A 21,906-nucleotide genomic window follows, 5' to 3' on the forward strand; every position below is an offset into this window, starting at 1 on the left:
CCATAGCGCATTTTTGCGCGGGTTATGGACGCTTGCGCACCAGCTTCATGACGACCACAAAGAACACCGGCACAAACACCACCGCCAGCGTCGCAGTGATCATCCCGCCGATCACCCCCGTACCGATCGCTTGCTGGCTCGCCGAACTGGCGCCGGTGGCAATCGCCAGGGGCACCACGCCGAGGATGAACGCCAGCGAGGTCATGATGATCGGCCGCAAGCGCAGCCGCGCGGCCTTCAAGGTTGCGTCGAGCAAGTCTTCGCCCTGCTCGTACAGGTCCTTGGCGAACTCGATGATCAGGATCGCGTTCTTCGCCGACAGGCCGATGATGGTGATCAGCCCGACCTTGAAGAACACATCGTTGGGCATGCCGCGCAAGGTCACGGCCAACACCGCGCCGAGCACGCCCAGCGGCACCACCAGCAGCACCGACGTCGGGATCGACCAGCTTTCATACAGGGCGGCCAGGCACAGGAACACAATCAGCAGCGACAGGCCCAGCAACAGCGGCGCCTGGGAGCCGGACAGGCGTTCCTGCAACGACAGGCCGGTCCATTCCTGGCCCAGGCCCGCCGGCAGTTGGTTGACCAGGCGCTGGATTTCTTCCATCGCCTCGCCCGTGCTGTGCCCCGGTGCCGCTTCACCGGAAATGGCGATGGCCGGGTAGCCGTTGTAACGGGTCAACTGCGTCGGCCCCTGGGTCCACTTGGCTACGACGAACGCGGACAGCGGCACCATCTCGCCGGCCTTGTTGCGCACGTTGATCTTCAACAGATCCGCGACCTGGCTGCGTTGGTCGCCTTCGGCCTGCACCACCACGCGCTGCATGCGGCCCTGGTTGGGGAAGTCATTGACGTAGGTCGAACCGATGGCCGACGACAGTACATTGCCCACATCGGCGAAGGACACGCCCAGCGCGTTGGCCTGCTTGCGGTCGACCTGCAGTTGCACTTGCGGCGCTTCGGCCAGGGCGCTTTCACGCACGTTGGCCAGGATCGGGCTTTTTCCCGCAGCGTCCAGCAGTTCGGTACGCGCCGCCATCAACGCCGCGTGGCCGACGCCGCCACGGTCCTGCAGGCGGAACTCGAAACCGCTGCTGGTGCCGAGGCCGTCCACCGGTGGAGGCAGGATCGCATAGGCAATCGCGTCTTTCAGTTCGGTGAACGCCATGTTGGCGCGGTCGGCAATCGCGGCGGCCGAATCGTCGCTGCTGCGTTGCGACCAATCCTTGAGCGTGGTGAACGCCAGCGCCGCGTTCTGCCCGGAGCCGGAGAAACTGAAGCCCATGATCATGGTGGTGTCGCCAACCCCGGGCTCTTCGGCGTTGTGCGCTTCGATCTGTTCGGCCACCTGCACCGTGCGGTTCTTGCTCGCGCCCGGCGGCAACTGGATATCGATGATGGTGTAACCCTGGTCTTCCACCGGCAGGAACGAGGAGGGCAGGCGACTGAACATCAGCCCCAGGCCCACCAGCAGCACCAGGTAGATCAACAGGTAACGGCCGCTGCGCTTGAGGGCATACGCCACCCAGCCTTCGTAGCGGTCGGTGAGCCGTTCGAAACGCCGGTTGAACCAGCCGAAGAACCCGCCCTTGGCGTGGTGCTCATCCTTGGCGATCGGCTTGAGCAGGGTCGCGCAAAGTGCCGGGGTCAAGGTCAGGGCGAGGAACGCCGAGAACAGGATCGAGGTGGCCATCGACAGCGAAAACTGCTGGTAGATCACCCCCACCGAGCCTGGCATGAATGCCATCGGCAGAAACACCGCCACCAGCACCAACGTAATGCCGATGATGGCCCCGGTGATCTGGCCCATGGCCTTGCGCGTGGCCTCTTTGGGCGACAGGCCCTCGCTGACCATGATCCGCTCGACGTTCTCCACCACCACGATCGCATCGTCCACCAGGATACCGATGGCCAGCACCATGCCGAACATGGTCAGCACGTTGATCGAGAACCCGAGCAACAGCATGGTGGCGAAGGTGCCCATCAACGCAATCGGCACCACCAGGGTCGGGATCAGCGTGTAGCGCACGTTCTGCAGGAACAGGAACATCACCGCGAACACCAGCGCCATCGCTTCGAGCAGGGTGTAGACCACCTTGGTGATCGAGACTTTGACGAACGGCGAGGTGTCATACGGGATCTTGTATTCGACATTGGCCGGGAAGTAGCGCGACAGCTCATCCATCTTCGCCCGCACCATGTTCGCGGTGCTCAGCGCATTGGCGCCCGGCGACAGTTGCACACTGACGGCGGTGGACGGCTTGCCGTTCAGGCGTGTGGAGAACTGGTATTCCTGGCTGCCGACTTCCACCCGTGCCACATCGCCGATACGCACGGTGGAACCGTCGGGGTTGGCCTTGAGTACGATGTCGGCGAACTCGGCCGGCGTGGACAACTGGCCCTTGACCAGGATCGCCGCGGTGATTTCCTGGGTCTTGGTGCCCGGCAAGTCGCCGATGCTGCCGGCGGAAACCTGGGCGTTCTGCGCGCTGATCGCGGCATTCACGTCGGCCGGGGTCAGGTTGAAAGCGATCAGCTTCTGCGGGTCGATCCACACCCGCATGGCCCGCTCGGCGCCATACAGCTGGGCCTTGCCCACCCCGTCGAGGCGCTTGAGCTCGTTCATCACGTTGCGCGCCAGGTAGTCGCTGAGCGCCACGTCATCGAGCTTGCCGTCGCTGGAGGTCAGGGTCACCAGCAGCAGGAAGCCGGCAGAGACTTTCTCCACCTGTAAACCCTGCTGGGTCACCGCCTGGGGCAAGCGCGATTCCACGGCCTTGAGGCGGTTCTGCACATCGACCTGGGCCATCTCCGGGTTGGTGCCCGGCTGGAAAGTCGCGGTGATGGTGGCCGAGCCGAGGCTGCTCTGGGATTCGAAATACAGCAGGTGATCGGCGCCATTGAGCTCTTGCTCGATCAGGCTGACCACGCTTTCATCCAGGGTCTGCGCCGAAGCGCCGGGGTACACCGCGTAGATCTCGACTTTCGGCGGTGCGACGTTGGGGTACTGGGCCACCGGCAACTGCGGGATGGCGAGCGCGCCGGCCAGCAGGATAAACAGGGCGACCACCCAGGCGAAGATCGGGCGGTCAATAAAGAACTGCGGCATGGTCAAAGATCCTTATTGGCCGGAAGCCTGGGCGGGCGGCGGCGGGCTGTCATCCACTTGAACTTTTTCACCGGGACGCGCGTGTTGCACGCCCTCGACGACGATGCGGTCACCGGCCTTGAGCCCGGCGCTGACGACCCAGCGGTCATCGATCACCGCGCCCAATTCCACCGGTTGCAAACTCACGGTTTGTTCGGCGTCCAACAACAGCACCATCGGGATGCCGGCGCTGTCGCGGGTGATCGCGCGTTGCGGCACGCTGATGCCTTGGCGGTCGACCGCCTGCTCCAGGCGCACGCGCACGAAACTGCCGGGCAGCAGGTCGAGGTCCGGGTTGGGGAACTCGCTGCGCAGGATGATCTGCCCGGTGCCGGGGTCGACGCTGATCTCGGCGAAGAGCAATTTGCCCGGCAGCGGATACAGGCTGCCGTCGTCCTGGATCAGCGTGGCCTTGGCCTGGTCCTGGCCGACTTGTTTCAGGCTGCCGGCGCGGAAGGCGCGGCGCAGCTCGTTCAACTCACGGGTGGACTGGGTCAGGTCGGCGTGGATCGGGTCCAATTGCTGGATGATCGCCAGCGGCGTGGCCTCGTTCTGGCCGACCAGCGCGCCTTCGGTCACCAGCGCACGCCCGATGCGCCCGGAAATCGGCGCGGTGACGGTGGCGTAGCCCAGGTTCAGTTTGGCCCGTTCGACGGCGGCCTTGTTCGCGGCGACCTCGGCGTTGGTCTGGCGCAGGGCTGCGCGGGCGTTGTCGTAGTCCTGGCCGCTGATGGCGTTGCCTTCGACCAACTGGCTGTAGCGCTGTTCTTGCAGGCGCGCCTGGAACGCATTGGCCTCGGCCTTGCTCAGGTTGGCCTGAGCACTGTCCAGGTCGGCCTTGAACGGTGCCGGGTCAATGCGAAACAGCACGTCGCCCTGTTTCACGTCGTGGCCTTCCTTGAACACCCGCTGCATCACCACCCCGGCGACCCGCGCGCGCACTTCGGCAATGCGCGGCGCGGCAATGCGCCCGCTCAGTTCACTGCTGATGGACAGGGGTTTGGCCTCGAGGGTTTCGATGCGGACTGTGGCCAGGGGCATTTCCGGTGCTTCGGCGGACGACTCGTCACACGCACTCAGGGCGAGTGTCAGGGCCAGCAAGCAAAACGGCGCAAACAGATTCTTCGACATGCTCTTATCCCAATATTGACTGGTGCATCCTAATGTCGCCGGCACTGCGCTGCTGTGAAGCTGTGTAGGTCGTCTGTGAAGAAATGTAAGGTGCAGCCCACGTTCGGCCGCGGGCGTATATCCTTGCACAACCTTGCAAACACTGAAGATCAAATGTGGCAGGGAGCAAGTCCCCTCCCACATGGGATTTGTGTAAGACCCATAACTGCATTATTTGGAAACACCATGCCCAACATCCTCCTGGTCGAAGACGACGCCGCGCTCTCCGAGCTGATTGCCAGCTACCTGGAGCGCAATGGCTACCACGTCAGCGTGCTCAGCCGGGGCGACCATGTTCGCGAACGCGCGCGGCTCAACCCGCCGGACCTGGTGATCCTCGACCTGATGCTGCCCGGCCTCGACGGTCTGCAGGTGTGCCGTTTGCTGCGCGCCGATTCGGCGGGCCTGCCGATCCTGATGCTGACCGCCCGCGATGACAGCCACGACCAGGTGCTGGGCCTGGAAATGGGCGCCGACGACTACGTCACCAAACCCTGCGAGCCCCGCGTGCTGCTGGCCCGGGTCCGCACGCTGTTGCGCCGCAGCAGCTTGTCCGAACCGCAGGTGGCCAACGACCAGATCGTCATCGGCAACCTGTGTATCGACCTGTCGGAACGCACCGCGACCTGGCGCGAACAGGCGGTGGAGTTGTCCAGCGGCGAATACAACCTGCTGGTGGTGCTGGCGCGGCATGCCGGTGAAGTGCTCAGCCGCGACCAGATCCTGCAACGCCTGCGCGGGATCGAGTTCAACGGCACCGACCGCTCGGTGGACGTGGCCATCTCCAAGCTGCGCCGCAAGTTCGACGACCACGCCGGGGAAGCGCGCAAGATCAAGACGGTGTGGGGCAAAGGCTATCTGTTCAGCCGATCCGAGTGGGAATGCTGAGTCATGTTTCGTGTGCTGCTGCGTCTCTATCTGATCACGATCGTCACCTACAGCGCGGCGATCTTCCTGATTCCCAAGTTGGTGATCCAGGTGTTCGAGCACCGCTACGTGGACTACAACGTCGAACAGTCCCGCGGCCTGCAGAAACTCATCGTCAAGCAATACCAGCGGGCGCCGGTGGAGCGCTGGTCCCAGGTCACCGAGCAACTGGGCCGTGACTTCGCGCCGCTCAAGGTTGAACTGCTGTTGCACCAGGACGCGCGCTACACCCCCGAAGAAGAGCAGCTGCTGGCCCAAGGCAAGCCGGTTATCCGCCTGGGCGAGTGGGGGTGGATGGCCGAGGTCAGCTCACCGATCAACCCGCAGTTTGCGGTCAAGCTGACGATCCCGCCGGACTCGCTGGACATGAACCTGCTGTACTGGTCGATGAACGTACTGATCGGTGCCGCGCTGCTCGCCTGCCTACTGGTATGGCTGCGCCCGCACTGGCGCGACCTGGAGCGCCTGAAAAGCACTGCCACGCAGTTGGGCAAGGGGAATTTTGGCGAACGCACGCGCATTCCGCCAAGTTCCAATATCGGCAGCCTGGCGACGGTGTTCGACACCATGGCCGACGATATCGAACACCTGTTGAACCAGCAGCGTGACTTGCTCAACGCGGTCTCCCACGAACTGCGCACCCCCCTGACACGCCTGGATTTCGGCCTGGCCCTGGCGTTGTCCGAAGACCTGCCCCAGGCCAGCCGCGAGCGCCTGCAAAGCCTGGTGGCGCATATCCGTGAGCTGGATGAGCTGGTGTTGGAGTTGCTTTCCTACAGCCGCCTGCAAAACCCTGCGCAGTTACCGGAGCGGGTCGAGGTGGTGCTCGACGAGTTTGTCGACAGCGTGCTGGGCAGCGTCGACGACGAACTGGAGCACCCCGAGATTGTGATCGACGTGGCGCTCGACTGCAGTGTCGAGCGCTTCAGCCTCGACCCGCGCCTGACCGCCCGCGCCCTGCAAAACCTGCTGCGCAATGCCACGCGCTACTGCGACAAACGCATCCAGGTGGGGGTCAAGGTATGTCCCACGGGCTGCGAAATCTGCGTGGACGATGATGGCATCGGTATTCCGCCGGACCAGCGCGAACGTATCTTCGAGCCGTTCTATCGCCTGGACCGCAGCCGCGACCGCTCCACCGGCGGGTTTGGCCTGGGCCTAGCGATCAGCCGACGCGCCCTCGAAGCCCAGGGCGGCACCCTGACCGCGCAGGCTTCACCGCTCGGCGGTGCGCGGTTTCGTGTGTGGTTGCCGAGTGTGACGGATTAGAAAAACCGGGTGGGAAGGCGCACACTGTGTCCCCGCTTTACCCGAGGAGAGATTGGCAATGACCGGTGTTCACACGTCTGCGCAACAGGGTTTTTCGACCCAGGCCGTCACTTACGCCCAGGGCCGACCGAACTATCCGCGGCAACTCACGGGCTGGCTGGCTGACGTACTGCGCATCGACGCGCAGTCGACGGTGATCGACCTGGGCGCCGGCACCGGCAAGTTCACGCGCCTGCTGAACGCCCTGGCGCCGACGCTGATTGCCGTCGAACCCGTGCAGGCGATGGCTGCGCAATTGGCCAGGTTGTTGCCGGATGTGCGCTTGGTCAACGGCACCGCTGAATCCATCCCCCTGGCGTCCGCCTGCGCCGATGCGCTGGTCTGCGCCCAGTCCTTCCACTGGTTCTCCACCCAGGCCGCGTTGGCGGAAATTCATCGCGTGCTCAAGCCCGACGGGCGTCTGGGGCTGGTGTGGAATGTGCGGGATGAATCGGTGGACTGGGTGGCAGCGATCACCGCGATCATCACGCCTTACGAGGGCGATACGCCGCGCTTTCACAGCGGAAAATGGCGCGAGGCGTTCACCGGCGAGTATTTTTCCGCCCCCGAGATGACCTGTTTTCCCTACAACCACGTCGGCAGTCCGCAGGAAGTGATCATGGATCGCTTCCTCTCCGTCAGCTTTATCGCGGCACTGCCCGCCGCTGAAAAAGCCGAGGTCACCGCGCAATTACGCAACCTGATCGCCACTCACCCGGCGTTGAAAGGCCGCGATACCGTGGCCTTTCCCTATCAGACCCAGGCCTACGTTTGCCAGCGACTGACGTAAAAGGCATAAAGTCAGATCATATTGATATAAGTGGTTATAAGAAAAATCGCTATCCTGCGGCCAGAATTTTACAAGGCCGCAGGTAGCTGTGATGGATGTGGGTAACGTTGGTTTCGTAGTTGCAGGCCTGATCGTTGGTTTTATCGTCGGCATGACCGGTGTCGGCGGGGGCTCCTTGATGACCCCGATCCTGCTGTGGTTCGGCATTAACCCGGCCACCGCCGTGGGCACCGACTTGTTGTACGCCGCCATCACCAAGTCCGGTGGGGTGCTGGTGCATGGCAAAAACAAGAATATCGACTGGACCATCACCGGCTGGCTCACCCTGGGCAGCGTGCCCGCGGTGCTGCTGACCCTGTGGTTCCTCGCCAGCCTGCACACCGACCCCAGCGCGATGAACGCGGTGATCAAACAGGCGCTCGGCGTGGTGTTGCTGCTGACCGCCCTGGCGATTCTGTTCAAGCATCGCCTGTTGGCCTTCGCCCAGCGCCATGCCGGCGACGATTACCACATGCACCCGCGCAACCTGAACGCGCTGACGGTGGTCACGGGGGCGGTCCTCGGCGCCATGGTGGCACTGACCTCCATCGGCGCCGGAGCCCTCGGCACCGTGGCGCTGTTTATCCTTTACCCGTTCCTCGCCACGCGGCGCCTGGTCGGCACCGAGATCGCCCACGCCGTACCCCTGACGCTGGTAGCGGGCCTGGGCCACGCCGGCATGGGCAATATGGATTGGCACCTGCTGGGCTTTTTGCTGATGGGATCGCTGCCGGGTATCTACATCGGTAGCCACATGGCCGGTAAAGTCCCGGACGGCGTGCTGCGCCCGTGTCTGGCGATCATGTTGATGAGCATCGGTTATAAGCTGGCTTTCTAAGGTACGCGGTCGCGTATTGCCGCTGCTCACCGCCTCGATCAAGCCGGCGGCTTGAACAGCACCACCGCCGCGCGCAATTTGTTGTTGCCGAACCGGCACATGCGCTCGAACTCCGCGTGGCTGACCGGCAGGTGCTGGCAGTCCAGGGGCTGGCGGTGCTGGCTGTGGTCCACATCCGGGTCGTGCAGGTAGACAAAGTCGTCGTCGCAGTCGGTGACCATCACCCAGTGCGGCGACTTGGAGCGGGTCAGCCGATAGCTGCTGATCAGCACCAACGGCTGCCCGCCGTCGCGCAGTACCCTGGGCAGATCCAGCGCGCCGCCGAGCACTTGCTCGACCGTGCTGGTGGCCAACTCTTCCTCGAAGGCGTCATGCACTAAACGCATGACGTCCTTTTTATGCTGATCGCGCACGCCGTCGAGAAACAACGGCCCGCGTACATTCACCTGCATCCGCACACGAAAGCCCCGACGCCAGGCGGCCAGCGCCAGGCCTTGAGGGCTGCAACCGCCATGGCCGGCGGTCATGAACACGGTGGTCGCTTCACGCCAGATTTGCAGTTCTTCGCGGCGTGTGGCGACGCGCTCCGCCACCAACGCGCCCATGGCCATCAGCAGGCAGGCGGCGCCACAGGTGAAGTCGGTGGTTTGCGGGTAATACGGCACACGCTCCACGCGCGCGTCCTGGTGCTGGACGATGCGTTTTTCCAGGCGCAGGGCCGGGGCGTGGTCTTCGTAGTAATCGTTGATCAGCGCAAAGCGCCGGTAGCCGTTGCGTTCATACAGGGCGAGGGCGCCGGGGTTGTCGCTGCGCACTTCGAGGCGCAGGTACGCACAGTCGTGCTCCACCGCGCAGGCCTCGATGCGACTCAGCAACTGCTTGCCCAGGCCGAGGCCGCGCGCGTGTTCGGCGATGGCAATCGAGTACAGCCGCGCCAGGGACGTGCCGCGATGGAACAACACCAGCGCATACCCGAGCAATTGGCCGTCCTGTTCAGCCACCAGCAACTCGCCATGGGCGCGGCTGATCATCCAGTGAAAACTGCGCGGCGACAGTCGATCGGTGGTGAAACAGTGCTGTTCCAGTGCCACCAATGTCGGCACATCGCTGGGGGTTGCAACGCGAAAGAAAAGAGCCATATGACCGCCGTAAAAGTTGCGTAATGAAACGGGACTTCTCTAAAAGATCGTGCTTAATAGAAAAGGTCGAGTTCTCTAAAGCGGATCAAATATTATGTCGGCGGTACAAAGTCATTGGCGTGAAGTATCCGAGCAAACAGTCGCGGCGACAATAACTTCCAAAGGTTATTTTTCTGCTCCGCCCAGAGGCACGAGCCAAGTGGTGATCATTGTCGAACGCAAGGAAGACTGGGCCTCCTACTTCCCCAGCGAAGACATCGTCACGGCCCAGGAATATCTCGAACAAACCCGTGAAAGCGAGACCGGCAAGCGTGTGCAGGTGATCAACCTGTGTCGCGGCTACAAGTACCTGGGGCACGGTTACTACTGCTCACTGTTGGCCGAGGCTCGCGGGCACAAGGTGATTCCATCGGTGCGGACCATCAGTGAACTGACCAAGAAGTCACTGTACGGGCTGGCCCTGGACGACCTGGATAAAACCCTCGATAAAGCCTTGAGTCATCATCTTTACAGCAATACCGAAGGCTTTACGCTGGCACTTTATTTTGGTCGAACCAATATAGAGCCGTTGCAGGAGTTGGCCCGCCAACTGTTTGAAGCGTTCCCGTGCCCGATCTTGTTAGTTGAGTTCAAAAAGAATAACGGCTGGCATATCGAAGGGGTCAAGTCTGGCATCTTGCACAAGTTGCGCGATGACCAGGAAGACCAATTCGCCCACGCCCTCGACAACTTCAGCCGCAAGATCTGGCGTCAGCCGCGCTCACGCCGATTGGCCCGCTATGACCTGGCGATCCTGCATGATCCCCAGGAGCAATTGCCGCCGTCCAACGCCAGGGCCCTGGAAAATTTCATCAGGGTCGGCAAGGGTTTGGGTATCGATGTGGAGCTGATCGAGCGCAAGGACTACGCGCGCCTGGCCGAATACGACGCCTTGTTGATCCGCGAGACCACCAGCGTCGACAACCATACCTACCGTTTCGCCAAGAAAGCCGAAAGCGAAGGCCTGGTGGTGATGGACGACCCCGCGTCGATCCTGCGCTGTACCAACAAGGTCTACCTCACCGACCTGCTCAACAGCCATCAACTGGGCATGCCGGCCACCGAGATTCTCTACAAGGAACGACCGGAAGACTTCGAACGGGTCGGCGAACGCCTCGGCTTCCCCCTGGTGCTGAAAATCCCCGACGGCTGTTTCTCCCGCGGGGTGATCAAGGTCGAAAGCCAGGAAGCGTTGCTCAAGGCCACCGCCGAACTGTTCGAGCATTCGGTGCTGCTGTTGGCCCAGGAGTTTTTCTACACCGAGTACGACTGGCGCATTGGCGTACTCAACCGCAAGCCGATCTTTGCCTGCCAATACTTCATGTCCAAAGGCCATTGGCAGATCTACAACCACAAGGCCATCGGCGCGGACATCAACGGCGAATGCCGCACCCTGGCGGTCCACGAGGCGCCCAAGGCCGTGGTGGAGCTGGCGGTGAAGACCGCCAACCTGATCGGCGACGGCCTCTACGGCGTGGACCTCAAGCAATCGGGCGACAAGGTGGTAGTGATCGAGGTCAACGACAACCCCAACCTGGATGCCGGTATCGAAGATGCCTACTTGCAGGACGACTTGTATGGCCTGGTGCTGGAGGAATTCGTCCGACGCCTGGAGTTGAAGCGTCAGGGCCAGGTCTGGTGAGTCGCGATGATCCAGCGCTTTGAATTGATCGATGGAAAGTTGCGCAGCGGGGACAGTGACGAGGCCCCGATCATGTTGTTCAGCAACCCTGACCATGCCGAGCGCAACTGGCTGCTTGAGCACCACAAACTGGACGAGCATGCCCTGGCCTCGGCGCTCGACCCGGATGAAGTCTCACGCATCGAATTTCACCCCGACAACCTGTTTCTGATCTGGAAGCGGCCGGAGAACTACTCCGGCGGGGGCACCCTGGTGTTTGAGGTGTCGTCCTGCGGCCTGCTGTTTTCACCTGGCCGGCTGTTGGTGATCGCCACCGATGAAACCCCGCTGTCCGGGCTCGGCGCCCGTCGCCCATTGCACACACCGCTGGATGTGCTGCTCGACCTGCTGCTCAACAACATTCACCACTACCTCGGCCACCTCAAAGTGATCAAGCTGGTCGCGCGGGAGCTGCAGCAACAGTTCAACGCGTCCATGAGCAACCATCATCTGATGCAGATGTTCAACCTCAGCGAAAGCCTGATCTATTACATCAACGCGCTGCACAGCAATGGCGCCGTGCTGTCGCGGCTGCGCAACCACGGCGAGAAGGAGCATTTCAGCGCCGAGATTCTCGGCCTGATCGACGACCTGATCATCGAGAACCACCAGTGCTACAAACAGGCCGAGATCTATTCCAACGTGTTCTCCGGGCTGATCGACGCGCGCGGCAACCTGATGAACAACAGCATGAACAACCTGTTGCGCAAGCTGACGTTGATCAACGTGGTGTTTCTGCCGCTCAACCTGATCGCCAGCATTGGCGGCATGTCGGAGTTCAGCATGATGACGGCGGGTACGCCGTGGTGGGTGTCGTACCCGCTGTTTTTGTTGGCGATGGGCTTGGGCGCGGGGTTGATGGTGCTGGGGCTCAAGCGGATTGCAGGCGGCGCGAATGGGAGGTGACCCCCCATCCCTGGGGGGGCCGGCTCAGGACGTGGCTTGCAGGGTCAGCACCTCGAACCCGTCCGCCGTCACCGCCACGGTGTGTTCCCACTGGGCCGACAGGCTGTTGTCCTTGGTCACCACCGTCCAGCCGTCCTTCAGGCTGCGCACCTTGGCGCTGCCCTGGTTCAGCATTGGCTCGACGGTAAACACCATGCCTTCGCGCAGCTCCAGCCCGGTGCCGGGGCGACCGAAGTGCAGGATCTGGGGGTCTTCATGCATCTGCCGGCCGATGCCGTGGCCGCAGTATTCGCGTACCACGCTGTAACCATTGGCCTGCGCATGGTGCTGGATCGCATGGCCGATGTCGCCCAGGCGGGCGCCGGGCTTGACCTGGCGGATACCGGCCCACATCGCCTCGAAGGTCATCTCCACCAGGCGGCGTGCCTTCGGCGAGACGGCACCGATCATGTACATCTTGCTCGAGTCGGCGATAAAGCCGCCTTTTTCCAGGGTGATGTCGATGTTGACGATGTCGCCGTCCTTGAGGACTTGCGTGGCGCTGGGCATGCCGTGGCACACCACTTCGTTGACCGAGGTGTTGATGGAGAAGGGGTAGTCGTATTGCCCGAGGCTCGCCGGGCGGGCTTTGAGCTCGTGGCGGATGAAGGCTTCGACGGCGCTGTCCAGCTCCAGGGTGGAGCGTCCGGCGGCGACAAAACCGTCGAGCATGCTGAACACCTGGGCCAGCAGGCGCCCGGATTCGCGCATCACGGCGAGTTGTGCGGCGGTTTTGATCATCAGCTGCGCCCCCGGATCAGGTCCGGCTTGTCCAGCAACAGCTTGTTGATCAGCTCGTTGTAGGGCAAATGCGGGTTGAGTTCGGCGAGCAGGCCGATCTTGATCCAGAACTCGGCCTGGGCGTTGATGGAACGGTCCATGGCCGCACTGGCCAGGCGTAGTTGTTCATGCAGTTGGTCGGTGATCTTGACGATGCCCATGTGCTTCACTGTGTCAGATGAATATACGGATCGTATACGTTTCGTATATCCATCGTAAAGCCCCGTCAGCGAAATGGCCCCTTGCCATTGACTTGACCGGCCACCGCCGGGTAATTTCGTGACATGACATTTCAAACCCTGCGTTGCCAGCCAATTATTATTACCGCCATTCCTCATTTGGCGGGATAGCGCTCGGCTGCACCCAAACCCGCCCTAGAGGCGGGTTTTGTTTTTCCGTCTCCAGGTGCCCTTACCCAAGCCAGGAGACTCCCATGAGCACTTGCCCCGTCCCATCTACCGCTGTCTCGGGACTGCTTGAGCACTACGTCAAAAAGATCCTCGCCGCGCCGGTCTACGATTTGGCCGTGCGAACCCCATTGCAGGTCGCCCCGGCGCTGTCGCTGTTGCTCGACAACCAGGTGTTGCTCAAGCGCGAAGATCTGCAACCGACCTTTTCCTTCAAGATCCGTGGCGCCTACAACAAGCTGATGCAACTCAGCGCCGAGCAGAAGGCCTGCGGCGTGATCACCGCATCGGCCGGCAACCATGCGCAAGGCGTAGCGCTGGCGGCGCGGGAATTGGGGATCAAGGCCACGATCGTCATGCCGTGCAGCACGCCGGAGTTGAAGGTGCTGGGTGTGCGCTCGCGAGGGGCGCAAGCGGTGCTGCACGGTGAGAGCTTTCCGTTTGCCCTGGCCCATGCGTTGCAACTGGCCGAAGCCTGTGGTTGTACGTTTGTCTCGCCGTTCGACGATCCGGACGTGATCGCTGGCCAAGGCACGGTGGGCATGGAAATCCTGCGCCAGCAGCAGGGCGCGCTGGACGCGATCTTCGTGCCGGTGGGCGGTGGCGGCCTGATCGGCGGGATCGCCGCCTACGTCAAGTACCTGCGGCCCGAGGTACGCATCGTCGGCGTCGAAGCCGAAGGTTCGAGTTGCCTGTTGGCAGCCTTGCGCGCCGGTGAGCGTGTGGTGCTGCCCAGTGTGGACGGGTTTGCCGATGGCACGGCGGTGGCACAGATCGGCGCCTATGGCTTTGAGATCTGCCGGGATTGGGTGGATGACGTCATCACGGTCAGCAACGATGAACTGTGCAGTGCCATCAAGCTGATCTACGACGATACGCGTTCCATCGTCGAGCCGTCCGGCGCCTTGGCTGTGGCGGGCATTCGCCGCTATGTGGGGCAACACCGCGTGCGCGGGCAGACGCTGGTGGCGGTCAACTCAGGGGCCAATATCAACTTTGATAGTTTGCGACATGTTGCTGAAAGAGCCGCAGCACACAGTGCCGGTTAACGCAAAGTCCAGGGTTAAACGTTTAATCGAAGCTGTTCGGCGATGATGTTCGTCGAGTGAATTTGAGTTGAACAAAGTTATACAAGACTGGGTACTGCTTATGAGGAAAGGTTACAACGAGAACGGATTTTGCCGAGTAGGCTTATTGATTGTAAACGTCTTCCAGGGCTGGCAGGACGTGGCGGGCGAGTGCCTGCAAGACTTATAACAATCGATTGGCCGTCTCAAGAAAGGAGAGGTTGACCATGCTTTCGGAATTAGAACTTCGCAGTATCATTGAAGGAAGTTTCCTGCCTAAACGGTGTGAATGCACCAAAGCTGAAGATGCCTCGTTGACGATCAAGGTCTATGACGATCGCGACCGTGACCGGGTGGATCTGGAAGTCAAAGGCATCAATGCTGACAAACTCGACAGCAGTCGAGCCATTTGCAACCTGATCACCGGGTTGCGCGAAGACCTCAAGCAATCGCAGGGGCCTGCACTGCAAAGAGCAGCAGGGCGCGGCCACTACTAGATAGCGAGCGTTGCTTTCACCGATCTGCGGGCCTGGTAAATACCAGGCCCGATGCTGTTGCTACCCGTCAATCCATGCTGAACGCCGCAGCCTGTGATCGTTTGTTCACCCCAACTGTTGCCGATAGGGCAGGTCCGGGCCCGTTTTGCCGCAGGTCATGGCGGCCGCACGGATCGCAAAGCCCAGCATCGCGTCGATCTGGGCGCGGGTCAGTTGCTGCAGGCCCTCGACCGAATCCAGTTGCTGCTCGGTCAGCCAGGCAATCAACGCCGCCTGGAAGGTGTCCCCGGCACCCACGGTATCGGCCATCACCACCTTCACCGCCGGTTGCGACCAGTGTCCGTGCTGGCGGCTGAACACGCTGGCGCCGTTACCGCCGCGAGTGAGGAAGACCAACTGGCAGCGGTGTTGCAACCAGCCCTCAAGCACGCTTTCCGGCGATTGGTCGGGGTAGAGCAGGTGCAGGTCTTCATCGCTGACCTTGATCAGGTCGGCGTACTTGACCAGTTCGGCCACGCGCTCGCGCCACAGCTGGATATCCGGTTGCGGGTTGAGCCGCACGTTGGGGTCGAGGCTGATCAAGCGCTTGCCGCTTTCGCGCTGGACCAGGGCCAGCAGGGTGTCGCCAATCGGTTGCACCACCAGGGAGAACGAACCTACATGCAGCCCGCGAACCTCATCGCCCAGGGTTGGCAGGTGTGCGCGCGTCAATTGGCGGTCGGCGCAGCCTTCGCCGCGAAAGCTGTATTGCGGGGAGCCATCGGCGCCCACGGCGACCATCGCCAGGGTGGTCGGCGCGGCGAATTCCACCAGGAACTGCGGGTTGACGCCTTCGTCCCTGAGCACCTGCAACAAGCGCTGCCCGAGGAAGTCGGTGGACACGCCGCCGAACAGCGCGGCCTCGATGCCGAGCCGGCGTAAACCGACGGCGACGTTGAACGGCGAACCACCGGCAATCGCCTTGTAATTGAGTTTGGAGGCTTGCCCGCTGGGATCGTCCTCGCTGAAAAAATCAAACAGCGCTTCACCGCACACCAGATACATAGTCGTTCGCTCTTAAAGGGTTGCCACGTGCTGCTGATAGCGCTCGTAGGCGTGTTGATAGGCGCTGACATTGTCGGCCACCGGCAGGGTCCGGCTGGCCGGGTCGACGCTCACGCATTTTTCGCACAGGCTGGCCAGGGACTCGCCGGACTGGCTCCACGCCGCCTGGATCGCCGCGCCCAGGGCCGCCGCTTCGCTTTGTTCGGTGCAGATCACTTCGGTGTGCATGATATCGGCAACCATCTGCCGCCACACCGGGCTTTTCGAGCCGCCGCCGATCAGGCGGATGCTCTGGCTGTGCAGGCCGGTCTGGCGCAACAGATCAAGGCCGTAACGCAAGCCGAAGGTGGTGCCCTCGACCACCGCGCGACACAGGTTGGCGCGGGTCAGGTTGGTCATGGTCAAGCCATGCAGGCTGCCGGTGGCGTGGGGCAGGGCGGGCACGCGTTCGCCATTGAGGAACGGCAGCATGCTCACGCCGTCGGCACCGATCGGCGCCTGCTCGACCAGGGCGTTGAAGGCGTCGAGGTCGAGGTCGAACAGTTCGCGAATCACCCCGGTCGCGTTGGTCAGGTTCATCGTGCAGATCAACGGCAACCAGCCGCCGCTGGAGGAACAGAAGGTCGCGACCGACGCCTGGGGGCTGACGTTGGGCTGGTCGGCGAAGGCATACACGGTGCCCGATGAACCCAGGCTCATGGTGATCACGCCGGGGGCGATATTGCCGGTGCCGATGGCGCCCATCATGTTGTCGCCGCCGCCGCTGGACACGATGGCGTCGGGGTTGATGCCCAGGCGTTCGGCGATGGCCGGCAGGATCGTGCCGACGGCTTGGTCGGCTTCGATCAGCGTCGGCAAGGCAGCCTGCAGGCGGCCGCTGGGGTCGATGTGCTGGAGCAGCGCCACGTCCCAGGTACGGCTGCGCACGTTGAAGTAGCCGGTGCCCGAGGCATCGCCGTATTCCGCGACGGCGCGGCCGGTGAGCCAGTAGTTGAGGTAGTCGTGGGGCAGCAGGATATGCGCGATGCGCGCGAACACCTCGGGGTGCTGCTCGCGGGTCCACAGCAGTTTGGACACGGTGTAACCCGGCGCGATCGCGACGCCGAGACGCTCCAGCGAAGCGCTTTCGCCCCCCAGGTATTGCAACAGGCGCTCGTTTTCGGCGGCGGTTTCGGTGTCGCACCATAGCTTGGCCGGGCGCAGCACCTGGCCGCTGTCATCGAGCAACACCAGGCCGTGTTGCTGGCCGGACACGCCGATGCCGAGGATATCCTGGCCGTCCACGCCGGCCTGTTGCAGGGCGCGGTGGGTGGCTTCGGTAAAGGCGTCCAGCCACTCCTGGGTGTGCTGCTCGCGCCGGCCGTTGGCGCCGCTGATCAGTGTGTGTGCCGCGGCGCCCAGGCCCAGCACCTTGCCGCTGGAGGCGTCGAGGACGATGGCTTTGGTGCCTTGGGTGCCGCAGTCGATGCCGAGGAACAGGTTTTGCTGGGTCATGAGGGTTTGCTCAGCATTGTTGTTGGATTGTAAATGCGCTTCAAATGTGGGAGGGGGCTTGCCCCTGATGGCGGTGTTTCAGTGTAAATGTTCTTTACTGACCCACCGCTATCGGGGGCAAGCCCCCTCCCACAGGTTTAAACCGGTTTCTTCAGGAGTTGCTGCAGTGTTTTTGTGACGCCGTTGTCGCGCAGGCTCGCATAGCACCGCTCGAACGCTGCCACAAACTCAGCCGACTTGGGAATAGCTGTGCCGAAAATCTCCTCCACGCCGAGCAGGCGCTGACTGATCCGCGCATCGTCACTCACCAGGCCCTGGCAAAACTCGGCACGCGGGTCGGGAATTTTGTAGACCGCGCCAGTCTCGTCGACACCCTTGAGGTACAACGCCCACGCGGCCACCACCAACGCTGCGCGCTCGGTCTCACGCCCATCGGCAATCAGGCGGTTGATCGTTGGCACGGTGAACTTGGGAAATTTCGACGAGCCATCGGAACACACGCGCTCCAACTGGTCGGCAATCGCCTGGTTGGAGAAGCGGTCGACCAGGGTCTGCTTGTACTGCGTGAGGTCGATGCCCGGCACCGGCGCCAGGTTCGGCGTGACGTCCAGGTCCATGTAGGCGCGCATGTACGCGACGAACAACGGGTCATTCATGGTCTCGTGAACGAACCGATACCCCTTGAGAAACCCCAGGTAAGTCAGGGCCAGGTGGCTGCCGTTGAGCAGGCCGATCTTCATTTCCTCATAGGGCGTCACGTCGTCGGTGAACTGCACGCCGACCTTTTCCCAGGCCGGGCGGCCGTTGACGAAGCGGTCTTCCAGCACCCATTGCACAAACGGCTCGCACACCACCGGCCAGGCATCGTCGATGCCGTGCTCATCGTGCAATTGCAGGCGATGCGCGGTACTGGTCATCGGCGTGATGCGGTCGACCATGGCGTTGGGGAACGTCACGTTGGCCTGGATCCAGTCATGCAGTTCGGCGTCGTGCAGGGCGGCGAAGGCCAGCAGGGCCTTGCGCGTGACGGCGCCGTTGTGCGGCAGGTTATCGCAGGACATCACGGTAAATGCCGGGGTGCCGGCGGCGCGACGTTGGGTCAGTGCGGCGCAGATAAAGCCGAACACGGTTTTCGGCGCCTGCGGGTGTGCCAGGTCGTGCTGGATCTGCGGCAGGTGGGCCATGAACTCGCCGTTGCTGTCGTCGATGCAGTAGCCGCCTTCGGTGATGGTCAGCGAGACGATGCGGATGTGCGGGCTGGCCAGTTTGTCGATCAGCCCCTGGGCGCCGTCCTCGGCCAGCAGCATGTCGCTGATCGAGCCGATCACGCGCACTTCGGTGTCGTCGCTGTCGCCCAGTTCATACAGGGTGAACAGGTAGTCCTGGCCGGCCAGGTCGTCGCGGGCCTTGCGGTCCTCGCTGCGCAGGCCGATGCCGCAAATGCTCCAGTCCAGACCCTCGCCGGTATTCATCAGCGCATCGGTGTAATACGCCTGGTGCGCGCGGTGGAAACCGCCGACGCCGATATGGGCGATGCCCTGGCGGGTATCGGCAATGGCGTAGGTCGGGATTTTCACTTCCGGCGCCAATTGGGTGAGGTTGTGTTTATTCAGTTTCATCATAACTCTCGCGAAATCAGGCGGCGGCGCGCAGTGGGCGGGTGACGGCCACGCCGTCGGTGTCGAACAGGTGGCAGTGCGCCGGGTCCAGGTGCAGGTGCAGCGTCTCGCCATACTGGCTGGCCATGTCGCCGCGAATCCGCATGGTCAGCGGCTCGCCGTTGGCGGTGATGACGTGGCAGAAGGTGTCGCTGCCCAGGCGCTCGCCGACGTCGGCGGTGACGGTCAGGCCGGCCTGGCCCGGCGCGGCGATCTCCAGGTGTTCCGGGCGAATGCCCAGGGTCACCGCGCTGCCCACGCTCAAGGTGGCGCCGCTCAGCGGCAGGCTGATCAGGCTGCCGGCGTCCAGTTGCACGTCGCAGCCCTGGCCCTCGACCCGCGTGACCTTGCCCTTGAGGAAGCCCATTTTCGGCGTGCCGAGAAAGCCCGCGACAAACAGGTTGGCCGGCTGGTGATACAGCTCCAGTGGCGAGCCGACCTGCTCGATGCGGCCGCTGTTGAGCACCACCACTTTGTCGGCCAGGGTCATGGCTTCGACCTGATCGTGGGTCACATAGATCATGGTTGCTTGCAGCTCTTTATGCAGGCGCGCCAGTTCCAGGCGCATCTGCACGCGCAGCGCGGCGTCGAGGTTGGACAGCGGTTCGTCGAACAGGAAGATCTTCGGGTTGCGCACAATCGCCCGGCCGATCGCCACGCGCTGGCGTTGGCCGCCGGACAGCTGCTTGGGCTTGCGCTCCAGCAGCGGGCCCAGTTCGAGGATGCGCGCCGCTTCGCTGACTTTGCTCTCTACCAGCTTTTTGTCGACGCCGGCCAGGTCGAGGGCAAACGACATGTTCTTGCGCACGCTCATGTGCGGGTACAGCGCGTAGGTCTGGAACACCATCGCCAGGTCGCGCTTGGCCGGGGTGACTTCGGTGATGTCGCGGCCATCAAGCTCAATGGTGCCTTCGCTGACTTCTTCCAGGCCGGCGATCAGCCGCAGCAGCGTGGATTTACCGCAACCCGACGGGCCGACGAAGACCACGAACTCCTTGTCGTTCACTTCCAGGTCGATGCCCTTGATGATGGAAAAGCCTTCGAAGCCTTTTTGCAGATTCTTGATTTTCAGGTTGGCCATGGGATGGGCCTCCGCTTCTGAATTCGTTTTTGTTAGAGAGAAGCCGTTATTTCACGGCGCCGAAGGACAACCCGCGCACCAGCTGTTTCTGGCTGATCCAGCCAAAAATCAGGATCGGCGCGCAGGCCAGGGTCGACACGGCCGACAATTTGGCCCAGAACAAGCCTTCGGGGCTGGAGTAGGAGGCGATCAGCGCGGTCAGCGGCGCGGCAGTCGACGAGGTCAGGTTCAGCGACCAGAACGCCTCGTTCCAGCACAGGATCAGCGACAGCAGCACCGTGGACGCCAGCCCGCCCTTGGCAATCGGCAGCAGCACGCGGACCATTTCCTGCCACAGGGTGGCGCCGTCCAGGCGGGCGGCTTCGAGGATGTCTTTGGGGATGTCCTTGAAGTAGGTGTAAACCATCCACACCACGATCGGCAGGTTGATCAGGGTGTAGATGATGATCAGCGCGATACGCGTATCCAGCAGGCCAAAGCTCTTGGCCAGCAGGTAGATCGGCATCAATACGCCCACCGGTGGCAGCATCTTGGTCGACAGCATCCACAGCAGGGTGCCCTTGGTGCGTTGGGTCTCGTAGAACGCCATGGAGTAGGCCGCCGGCACCGAGATCAGCAGGCACAAGGCGGTGGCGCTGAACGAAATCAGCACCGAGTTCCACGCGTAGCTGAAGTAGTTGCTGCGTTCGTTGATGTGCAGGTAGTTCTCCAGCGTCGGCGTGAAGATGAACTGCGGCGGCGTGGCGAACGCGTCGATCTCGGTCTTGAAGCTGGTCAGCACCATCCAGAAGATCGGGAAGAAGATCAGGATCGCGATGGCCCAGGCCAGGGTGCCGAGCAGCAGGCTTTGCAGGCGGCGGGATTGTTGAAGCGTCATGGCGCGGCCCTCAAGGCTTGTCAGTCAGGTTTTTGCCGATCATCCGCACCAGGATGATCGCCGCGATGTTGGCGATGACCACGGCAATCAAGCCGCCGGCCGAGGCCATGCCCACGTCGAACTGCACCAGCGCCTGGTTGTAGATCAGGTAGGCGAGGTTGGTCGAGGCGTAGCCGGGGCCGCCGTTGGTGGTGGTGAAGATTTCGGCGAACACCGAGAGCAGGAAGATCGTTTCGATCATCACCACCACGGCAATCGGGCGCGCCAGGTGGGGCAGGGTCAGGTGCCAGAAGATCGCGATGGCGCCGGCGCCGTCCAGGCGTGCGGCTTCCTTTTGTTCCTGGTCGAGGGACTGCATGGCGGTCATCAGCAGCAGGATCGCGAAGGGCAGCCATTGCCACGAGACGATGATGATGATCGACAGCAGTGGGTAATGCGCCAGCCAATCCACCGGCTGCGCGCCGAACAGCTTCCACACGGCGGCGAGAATCCCCGACACCGGGTGGAAAATCAGGTTCTTCCAGATCAGCGCACCGACGGTGGGCATGATGAAGAACGGCGAGATCAACAACACCCGCACCAGGCCGCGGCCGAAGAACTCACTGGCCTCCAGCAGGGCGCTGATCAATACGCCGAACACCACGCTGATCAGCAGCACGCTGCCCACCAGCAACAGGGTATTGGTGGCGCCGGGCAGGAAGCCCGAATCGGTGATGAAGTAGGTGAAGTTCTCCAGCCCCACGAACTGGTTTTCGCCGGGGTAGAGCAGGTTGTAGCGGATCAGCGAAAAGTACAGGGTCATGCCCAGCGGCACGATCATCCACAGTAGCAGCAAGGCTACCGAGGGGCTGACGAGAAACCAGCCGGGGTTGGCCAGGCGGCTTTTGCGTGTTGTATTCATGGTGATCAAGACCGATTAGAGGCAGGTGCGCAAAACTCCTGTAGGAGCGAGCTTGCTCGCGAAGGTATTTCAG

Annotated in this window: 19 protein-coding genes; 8 read left to right on the top strand and 11 right to left on the bottom strand. The window is 62.5% G+C overall.

From position 1 onward, the window contains the following. Positions 1–22: 22 nt before the first annotated feature. The gene (locus PverR02_RS13845; protein ID WP_079443650.1) at positions 23–3,112 is read right to left on the bottom strand and encodes an efflux RND transporter permease subunit; all 3,090 of its coding nucleotides are present in this window, start codon (positions 3,110–3,112) and stop codon (positions 23–25) included. A 12-nt stretch (positions 3,113–3,124) separates the two neighbouring features. Then, entirely contained in the window at positions 3,125–4,282 is a 1,158-nt protein-coding gene (locus PverR02_RS13850) for an efflux RND transporter periplasmic adaptor subunit (protein WP_046383181.1), read from the bottom strand. A 225-nt stretch (positions 4,283–4,507) separates the two neighbouring features. Here PverR02_RS13850 and PverR02_RS13855 point away from each other — a divergent pair, with 225 nt between their 5' ends. The 4 genes from PverR02_RS13855 (at position 4,508) to PverR02_RS13870 (ending at position 8,223) form a co-directional block, all read left to right on the top strand. Further along, positions 4,508–5,209, top strand: coding sequence for a response regulator transcription factor (locus PverR02_RS13855; protein ID WP_017848415.1), 702 nt, complete (start codon positions 4,508–4,510; stop codon positions 5,207–5,209). A 3-nt stretch (positions 5,210–5,212) separates the two neighbouring features. Next, the gene (locus tag PverR02_RS13860) at positions 5,213–6,517 is read left to right on the top strand and encodes an ATP-binding protein (protein ID WP_046383182.1); all 1,305 of its coding nucleotides are present in this window, start codon (positions 5,213–5,215) and stop codon (positions 6,515–6,517) included. A 58-nt stretch (positions 6,518–6,575) separates the two neighbouring features. Continuing rightward, a complete protein-coding gene (locus tag PverR02_RS13865) occupies positions 6,576–7,346 on the top strand; it encodes a class I SAM-dependent methyltransferase (RefSeq protein WP_017848417.1) in 771 nt (256 codons plus the stop codon). A 91-nt stretch (positions 7,347–7,437) separates the two neighbouring features. Continuing rightward, positions 7,438–8,223 (top strand): sulfite exporter TauE/SafE family protein, encoded by a 786-nt coding sequence (locus PverR02_RS13870; RefSeq protein ID WP_079443651.1) that lies wholly within the window; start codon positions 7,438–7,440, stop codon positions 8,221–8,223. Positions 8,224–8,261: 38 nt separating this feature from the next. On the opposite strand, the gene PverR02_RS13875 is transcribed toward PverR02_RS13870, so the two are convergent. After that, positions 8,262–9,362 (bottom strand): peptidase C39 family protein, encoded by a 1,101-nt coding sequence (locus PverR02_RS13875; RefSeq protein WP_079443652.1) that lies wholly within the window; start codon positions 9,360–9,362, stop codon positions 8,262–8,264. A gap of 94 nt (positions 9,363–9,456) precedes the next feature. Here PverR02_RS13875 and PverR02_RS13880 point away from each other — a divergent pair, with 94 nt between their 5' ends. Together PverR02_RS13880 and PverR02_RS13885 are read left to right on the top strand one after the other, a co-directional pair. Further along, the gene (locus PverR02_RS13880) at positions 9,457–11,043 is read left to right on the top strand and encodes a RimK family protein (protein ID WP_079443653.1); all 1,587 of its coding nucleotides are present in this window, start codon (positions 9,457–9,459) and stop codon (positions 11,041–11,043) included. A 6-nt stretch (positions 11,044–11,049) separates the two neighbouring features. Beyond that, positions 11,050–11,988, top strand: coding sequence for a magnesium transporter CorA family protein (locus PverR02_RS13885; RefSeq protein ID WP_046383186.1), 939 nt, complete (start codon positions 11,050–11,052; stop codon positions 11,986–11,988). Positions 11,989–12,012: 24 nt separating this feature from the next. Here PverR02_RS13885 and map read toward each other — a convergent pair whose 3' ends face one another. Together map and PverR02_RS13895 are read right to left on the bottom strand one after the other, a co-directional pair. Then, positions 12,013–12,768, bottom strand: coding sequence for a type I methionyl aminopeptidase (gene map, locus PverR02_RS13890; RefSeq protein ID WP_079443654.1), 756 nt, complete (start codon positions 12,766–12,768; stop codon positions 12,013–12,015). Continuing rightward, complete coding sequence (locus PverR02_RS13895; RefSeq protein WP_003190946.1) at positions 12,768–12,968, bottom strand: ParD-like family protein; 201 nt, start codon at positions 12,966–12,968, stop codon at positions 12,768–12,770. Before PverR02_RS13895 ends, map begins: the two co-directional genes overlap by 1 nt. Positions 12,969–13,240: 272 nt before the next feature. Between PverR02_RS13895 and ilvA the strand changes: the two genes are divergently transcribed. Further along, positions 13,241–14,263 (top strand): threonine ammonia-lyase, biosynthetic, encoded by a 1,023-nt coding sequence (ilvA, locus tag PverR02_RS13900; RefSeq protein ID WP_079443655.1) that lies wholly within the window; start codon positions 13,241–13,243, stop codon positions 14,261–14,263. 245 nt (positions 14,264–14,508) lie between these two features. Then, positions 14,509–14,778, top strand: coding sequence for a DUF1652 domain-containing protein (locus tag PverR02_RS13905; protein WP_017848424.1), 270 nt, complete (start codon positions 14,509–14,511; stop codon positions 14,776–14,778). A 105-nt stretch (positions 14,779–14,883) separates the two neighbouring features. On the opposite strand, the gene PverR02_RS13910 is transcribed toward PverR02_RS13905, so the two are convergent. From PverR02_RS13910 to PverR02_RS13935, 6 genes are all read right to left on the bottom strand, one after another. After that, positions 14,884–15,822: a carbohydrate kinase family protein gene (locus tag PverR02_RS13910; RefSeq protein ID WP_046383188.1), complete on the bottom strand. Its 939-nt coding sequence runs from the start codon at positions 15,820–15,822 to the stop codon at positions 14,884–14,886. A 12-nt stretch (positions 15,823–15,834) separates the two neighbouring features. Then, on the bottom strand, positions 15,835–17,316 hold the full coding sequence (gene xylB / locus PverR02_RS13915; protein WP_046383189.1) for a xylulokinase: 1,482 nt from the start codon (positions 17,314–17,316) through the stop codon (positions 15,835–15,837). A 137-nt stretch (positions 17,317–17,453) separates the two neighbouring features. Beyond that, positions 17,454–18,935: a mannitol dehydrogenase family protein gene (locus PverR02_RS13920; protein ID WP_079443656.1), complete on the bottom strand. Its 1,482-nt coding sequence runs from the start codon at positions 18,933–18,935 to the stop codon at positions 17,454–17,456. 16 nt (positions 18,936–18,951) lie between these two features. Then, positions 18,952–20,055, bottom strand: a complete 1,104-nt coding sequence (locus PverR02_RS13925; protein ID WP_046383191.1) for an ABC transporter ATP-binding protein — start codon at positions 20,053–20,055, stop codon at positions 18,952–18,954. 46 nt (positions 20,056–20,101) lie between these two features. Next, the gene (locus tag PverR02_RS13930) at positions 20,102–20,932 is read right to left on the bottom strand and encodes a carbohydrate ABC transporter permease (RefSeq protein WP_012723930.1); all 831 of its coding nucleotides are present in this window, start codon (positions 20,930–20,932) and stop codon (positions 20,102–20,104) included. Positions 20,933–20,942: 10 nt separating this feature from the next. Next, complete coding sequence (locus PverR02_RS13935) at positions 20,943–21,833, bottom strand: carbohydrate ABC transporter permease (RefSeq protein ID WP_046385260.1); 891 nt, start codon at positions 21,831–21,833, stop codon at positions 20,943–20,945. Between the last annotated feature and the right edge of the window lie 73 nt (positions 21,834–21,906).

Origin of the sequence: Pseudomonas veronii (genome assembly GCF_002028325.1) — a bacterium.
GTDB classification, from domain to species: Bacteria; Pseudomonadota; Gammaproteobacteria; order Pseudomonadales; family Pseudomonadaceae; genus Aquipseudomonas; species Aquipseudomonas veronii.